This window comes from Mucilaginibacter sp. (assembly GCF_028288185.1).
Lineage (GTDB): Bacteria > Bacteroidota > Bacteroidia > Sphingobacteriales > Sphingobacteriaceae > Mucilaginibacter.
Genome location: NZ_JAQBOF010000036.1, coordinates 151074 through 157792 on the forward strand (window position 1 = coordinate 151074; position 6719 = coordinate 157792).

The window sequence follows — 6719 nt, forward strand, 5'->3', positions numbered from 1 at the left end:
ATAATAAAACCGTATCTTTGCGCAAATAATTTAATACCCGTTAGCTTTACGGTTTTGATTACCGACAAACTCTTCAGATCCGCTATGCAATCGCGTTAGCACATAATAATAAGAAACAATACATGTCATTCGAAAATTTAAACTTGATTGAGCCAATTCTCAGGGCTTTAAAAACTGAGGGATATACTACACCCACGCCTATACAAGAGCAGGCTATACCAATTGTACTGCAACGCCGCGACCTTTTAGGCTGCGCGCAAACCGGTACCGGTAAAACAGCCGCTTTCTCTATACCTATTTTACAGTTATTATATCAAGATAGGCTACAGCATAAAGAGCAAAAAACCATTAAGGCGCTTATACTTACACCAACGCGCGAACTGGCTATACAAATAAACGAGAGCCTTGCCGCTTATGGTCGCCACACCGGTTTAAAACACCTGGTGATTTATGGTGGTGTATCGCAAAACCCACAGACGGAAGCCTTGCGCCGTGGTATAGATATTTTGGTAGCAACGCCGGGCCGTTTATTAGATTTAATGAACCAGCGCTTTGTGCACCTTGACCACGTTAAAATGCTGGTACTGGACGAAGCCGACCGTATGCTGGATATGGGTTTTGTTAATGATGTTAAAAAGGTTATCGCTAAGATTCCTGCTAAACGTCAAACATTATTCTTTTCGGCTACTATGCCTAAAGAGATACAGCACCTGGCCGATTCGATATTAACCAATCCTGAAAGGGTAGAGGTTACGCCCGTATCATCAACTGCTGATACTATTGCGCAGGAACTTTTTTATGTAGAGAAGAACGATAAGCGTTCATTATTAGCGCATATATTAAAAGACAAAGAAATTAAAACCGCGCTGGTATTTACCCGTACCAAACATGGTGCTGATAAAGTGGTGAAGGACCTGGTTAAAATTGGCATTACTGCCGAGGCTATCCACGGTAATAAATCGCAAAACGCGCGTCAACGTGCGTTGAACAACTTTAAGGCCCGTACAACCCGTGTGTTAATTGCTACTGATATTGCCGCCCGCGGTATTGATATTGACGAGCTGACCCACGTAATAAACTACGAGATACCCAACATACCCGAAACCTACGTACACCGTATTGGCCGTACCGGCAGGGCAGGAGCGAGTGGTATAGCCATGACCTTTTGCGACCAGGAAGAACTGGATTTTTTAAAGGATATACATAAACTGATAGGCAAAGAGATTCCTATTAATGATGCGCATCCGTACGTAATGAGTCCGCAAAGTATAGTTGCTAACCATGCGGCTGGTGCTGCTAAAGGCAAAGGTGGCGGCGGCGGTAATAAACGCGGCCGCAGTTTTGGCCGGTCTGACAGGCCTAAGCGTGCCGGTGGCAAGCCCGAAGGTAGCCTAAGTGGTGGCAGGCCAAATGGTAATAGGAGATAATTAGTGATTAAAGAGTAGCTATTCAACTAATCTTTAATCACTAATCTTCAATCTTTGTTAATAAGTTAATAAGCATATTTGTATTAGCTATAATTATTAGATAATTTTATATCAAATTACGGTTAACGTTTATGAAACGACTGATAGATCTTTTTAAAAACAAATATTTCCTGTTTACAGTAGCCTTTGTGGTTTGGATGGTGTTTTTTGATAAGAACGATCTGCTATCGCAATACCAGTACCACCAGGAAGTTAGCAAGCTAAAACAGGAACGCGATTTTTATAAAGACCAAACCGTTAAAGTAAGCAAGGATCTTGACGAGTTAACATCTGACCCCAAAAAACTAGAGAAATTTGCCCGCGAAAAATATCTGATGCGGAAGGATAATGAGGATGTTTTTGTGATAGTAAAAGAGAAGGCGCAGTAACCCAACGTCATGCCGAATTTATTTCGGCATTCCATAAAGTCATATCATTTATCGCTCAGAACTTAGGGTGCAATCGTTCTTGAGCTTGCATAAAATTGAGTTGTATCCTTCATTTCAAAATCCACCCGCTCAATCGCCGCGGGTTGGCTGTTACTTTTGGCTTGATCCAAAAGTAACCAAAAGATCAAGTCAGGCTGATCGCTGCCACTACACGAGGCCAGACTCCCGGCCGCGCGCCCTGACAGGCCTTTGCGATTCTTTTTTTGGATTGCTTATAACTACTAAAATCTTGGTTCTGGCCGAGATGTCAGACGAAAAGCTTCGGGTGAAAGCAGGTAAAACTTGCGGGGCTGTGCGGATGGAAGGGCATAGCGTCTTTTTGCCGGGGTAATGGCTTGTGCGAGTTGGAGCAAAATTATGCAGCCCGTGGTTTTACCGGCTTTGCAGGGCAAAGGCCTCGAGCGCAAAGAAGCCTATCGTCTGACTTGATTTTTGGTTCTTTTCATCAAGGAAAAGAACAAAGCCTTCCCGCGGCGATTGAGCGGGCGGATCTACACAACTAACGATACTTGTGGCCAGAAGTAATGAACAACTAATGACTATAGCAATAGCAAACAAGTTTCGTCATATTCCCTCCAAATTTCTACATTTGAAGCATGAGTATCTGTGTTGAAGGTTTAACAAAAATTTATGGCGAACAAAAGGCGGTTGATAACATCAGCTTTACTGCCGGGCCGGGTGTATTAGGCTTTTTGGGTCCTAATGGCGCTGGTAAATCAACCACCATGAAAATCCTGACCTGCTTTATCCCGCAAACCGGTGGCAAGGCGGAGGTGTGCGGATTTGATGTAACCACCCAACCTTTGGAGGTTAAACACAATATTGGCTACCTGCCCGAAAGTAACGCGCTTTATACGGATATGTATGTAAAGGAGTCGTTAAGTTTTATTGCTGATATTCATCAGATCCATGAGCCTGCAAAACGTATTGCCGATATTATTGAAATGACGGGCCTAGGTCCCGAACAGCATAAAAAGATTGGTCAATTATCAAAAGGATATCGCCAGCGGGTTGGCCTGGCGCAAGCTATTTTGCACGACCCACAAGTGTTGATATTAGATGAACCGACATCAGGGCTTGATCCTAACCAACTCATCGGCATCCGCCAGTTAATACTGGATCTGGGTAAAACAAAAACCATTATATTATCTACACATATCATGCAAGAGGTGGAGGCCGTTTGCAATCATGTTATTATCATCAATAAAGGTAAAATTGTAACAGATAGTACGCTTCAAAACCTAAAAGAAGCAAATAGTAAAACATCATTAGAAGACATATTTATCAAATTAACTAACCAATAGTATGATTTAAATAATGTTTTTATATTTGTGTAACAATTCACAATTTTTTATTTAAACCATTTTAATTCAGTTTTTTATGAAAAAAATTTTATTAGCAGCAGTATTGCTGGCAGGTGTTTCTATGAGCGGTTTTGCTCAAAAAAAATCAGATGGTAATGGTAAATTTAGTATTGGTGTTGAAGCGGGTATCCCGGTAGGGACTACATCCGATGCTTACAATTTTGCTATTGGCGGCTCATTAAAGTATGATATGCCAATAGCAACCGGAACGGATTTTACCGTATCAGCAGGTTATACTTCTTTTATGGGTAAAACTATTCTGGGCGTAAAAGTTCCTGCTGCCGGTTTTGTGCCTCTAAAAGCAGGTATTAAATACTGGTTTGCAGATGCATTTTATGGCGAAGCACAATTAGGTGCAGCCTTTAGCACACAAAGCGGTGGCGGTACAGCGTTTGCATATTCGCCTGGCATTGGTTACAAATTTAGTGATGTTGTTGATCTGGGTGTTCGTTACGAAGCTTGGTCACACAATGGTACCGTTAGCCAGGTTGCAGCCCGTTTAGGCTTTAGTTTCTAATTAATTAATAAAATTTAATCAAAGGCCCTCGATTTATCAGGGCCTTTTTGTTTTGTTCAAAAAAATCGCAGCATCCTAACCGCTAGGATATGCCATTAGCAAATATTGTTGTAATTTCGGCGTTTAACGCTTTGCTGTGTATAGTATCCTCAAAAAAGAAATAATTGCTTACCTCAGTTCATTAGTAGCGTATGTTACTATTGGCGTGTTTTTATTAGTACTGGGCCTGTTTTTATGGGTCTTCCCAGATTCATCTATTTTAGATTACGGCTACGCCGGACTGGATAGTTTATTTAGCACCGCGCCTTACCTGTTCATGTTTCTCATCCCGGCTATCACCATGCGGTCATTAGCCGAAGAGCGCAGGGAAGGCACATTCGAGCTGCTTTTAACCCGCCCGTTAAGCCACCTGCAAATTGTGTTAGGTAAGTATTTTGCCGCGGTAATATTGGTGCTGTTTGCTTTGCTGCCCACGCTTACTTATTATTATTCGGTTTATGTGCTAGGCACGCCGCAGGGCAATATTGATAGCGGAGCGGTAATAGGCTCGTACATCGGCTTGTTTTTATTGGGTGCGGCTTTCGCGGCTATTGGCTTGTTCGCATCGGCTATTACTAAAAATCAAATCATCGCTTTTACCATAGCCATTTTTCTATGTTTCTTTTTTTATAACGGATTTGATTCGTTAAGCGGATTGCTTTCCTTGCAAAGCTCAGGTATCCAAAGCTTAGGCATTACAGAGCATTATCAATCTATCAGCCGTGGTGTTTTAGATACGCGCGATCTGGCCTACTTTATCATATTAGCAGCGCTGTTTATTTGGTTCACCTTATTCGCGCTTTTAAAGCAGCAGCAAAAAAGCTTGGGTAAAAATGTTACCTCGGGTATATTCTTGTTGATCATCAGTCTTACTATTTTAACTAACCTAACCTTTACCCGGTTTGATTTTACAAAAGAAGGCCGCTACACAATTTCGCAGGCAAGCCGCAATGTTTTAGATAGCCTGGCTGCACCCGTAAAAGTCACCGTGTATTTGCAAGGCGATCTGAGCGGAGGCATGAAACGCCTGCAACGCGCCACCAATGATATGTTGACGGATCTGCAAGCCTACAGTCACCGCAAGCTGCAATTTGAGTTTGTTGATCCGCTTAAAGGCGTAGCAGCCGAACGACAAGAGCAAACTATTAATGATCTGCAAGCTCGCGGCGTGGAACCTACTGCCCTAAGCGTAAAGACGGATGACGGCGTAACACAAAAAACTATTTTCCCCGGTGCAGTAGTGTCAGCCAACGGCAAAGAAATACCGGTTAAACTACTATACCAGCAAACACAAATGGGTTTGAGTGCCGATGAGGTTTTAAATAACTCCATCCAAAATCTGGAGTACGCTTTTACATCGGCCATAAAAAAAGTAATGCGAGGGGGTAAGCCGCAAATAGGCTTTACAACGGGGCATGACGAGCTGAACGATGTGCAGTTAAATGATGCCATGAAATCTCTATCGGATGGCTTTGAGGTGGGTAGGGTTGATCTGAAAAGTATTCCGTTTGATAGTTTGCTAAAAATAAGGTTAATAGTAGTGCCCAAACCCGAAAAACCATTTACCGAGCCCGAAAAATTTAAGTTGGATCAATATCTGATGCGCGGCGGTAAAATACTTTGGGCGATAGACCAGGTTAACGCCGAGCTTGACAGCCTGCGCGGCCATGGCGGCGAACAACTGGCGTTCTCCAAACAATTAAATTTGGACGACCAGCTATTTGTTTATGGCATCCGCATAAATTATGACCTGATAGCTGACCTGAGCGCGGCGCAAATACCTATCAGTACCGGCAATATAGGTGGGCAAGCACAGATACAAATGGTGCCCTGGTTATTCTACCCCATATTTATGCCGCTGGCTAAACATCCGATAGTTAAAAATCTGGATGGAATATATGGCGAGTTTGTAAGCACCATTGATGTACTGGATACCCGTAATGTTGATAAAACCATACTGCTGGCATCATCGCCTTATAATAAAAATTTAAAGGCCCCGCACATGCTGTCGTTACAGGCTATTGAGCAGCAACCCGACCCGAAAGCTTTCCAAAGCGTACCAAAAACTACCGCCGTTTTGCTGGAGGGTAAGTTTATGTCCGACTTTAAAAACCGCCCTTTGCCCGAAGGTTTGGGCGAGAACATTGCGATACAAAACGAAAGTAAGCCAACTAAAATGATTGTAATAAGCGATGGCGATGTGTTTAAAAATCAGGTAGCTGCAGATGGATCACCCTACCCCTTGGGTTATGACCATTACAGCAAGCAAACCTATGGCAACAAAAATTTATTGCTCAATATTGCTGACTACATGACTGACGATTCGGGCCTTATCGCTTTGCGAAATAAAGAAATTAAACTACGCCTGCTTAACCGGGCAAGGGTGCGTAACGAAAAATTATACTGGCAGATTATTAATACAATTATTCCTTTGTTATTAGTGTTAATATTTGCTATTTTTCAACATTATACGCGCAAGCGAAAGTATGCTCATTAAATTTTATACTTTTGACTAATTAACACTAATTAGCCCCACCCAAACCCTCCCCGGTAGGGAGGGCTTTAAAAAGTCTCCCCTACCGGGGGAGATTTAGAGGGGGCTATATGTTTACGACTAATTAACACTGGATTTATATATGAGATTTATAGTTTCTTCATCAACATTATTTAAGCAATGGCAGTGTGTAAGCGGTGCATTAAGCAACAGTACCGTATTGGCCATAATGGAAAACTTTTTGTTTGAAATAAAGGATGGATACTTAACCATTTCGGCAACGGACCTGCAAACCAGCATGACCACCTCTTTAACTGTTGAGTCTAAAGAGAACGGACGTATTGCCATACCATCGCGCATATTGCTAGAAACTTTAAAATCATTACCAGA

5 protein-coding genes and 1 pseudogene are annotated in these 6719 nt (G+C 42.3%); all 6 read left to right on the forward strand.

Annotated features, from left to right (window positions below):
• The first annotated feature begins 122 nt into the window (after positions 1-122).
• Entirely contained in the window at positions 123-1427 is a 1305-nt protein-coding gene (locus JWQ34_RS16655; RefSeq protein ID WP_299359132.1) for a DEAD/DEAH box helicase, read from the forward strand.
• Between the two features lie 131 nt (positions 1428-1558).
• Entirely contained in the window at positions 1559-1855 is a 297-nt protein-coding gene (locus tag JWQ34_RS16660) for a septum formation initiator family protein (protein WP_299359134.1), read from the forward strand.
• 656 nt (positions 1856-2511) lie between these two features.
• Complete coding sequence (locus tag JWQ34_RS16665; protein WP_299359136.1) at positions 2512-3219, forward strand: ATP-binding cassette domain-containing protein; 708 nt, start codon at positions 2512-2514, stop codon at positions 3217-3219.
• A 76-nt stretch (positions 3220-3295) separates the two neighbouring features.
• Positions 3296-3796 (forward strand): hypothetical protein, encoded by a 501-nt coding sequence (locus tag JWQ34_RS16670; protein ID WP_299359138.1) that lies wholly within the window; start codon positions 3296-3298, stop codon positions 3794-3796.
• A gap of 136 nt (positions 3797-3932) precedes the next feature.
• The gene (gldG, locus tag JWQ34_RS16675; protein ID WP_367278640.1) at positions 3933-6332 is read left to right on the forward strand and encodes a gliding motility-associated ABC transporter substrate-binding protein GldG; all 2400 of its coding nucleotides are present in this window, start codon (positions 3933-3935) and stop codon (positions 6330-6332) included.
• A gap of 139 nt (positions 6333-6471) precedes the next feature.
• Positions 6472-6719: pseudogene (locus tag JWQ34_RS16680) on the forward strand (DNA polymerase III subunit beta); the annotation flags it as partial.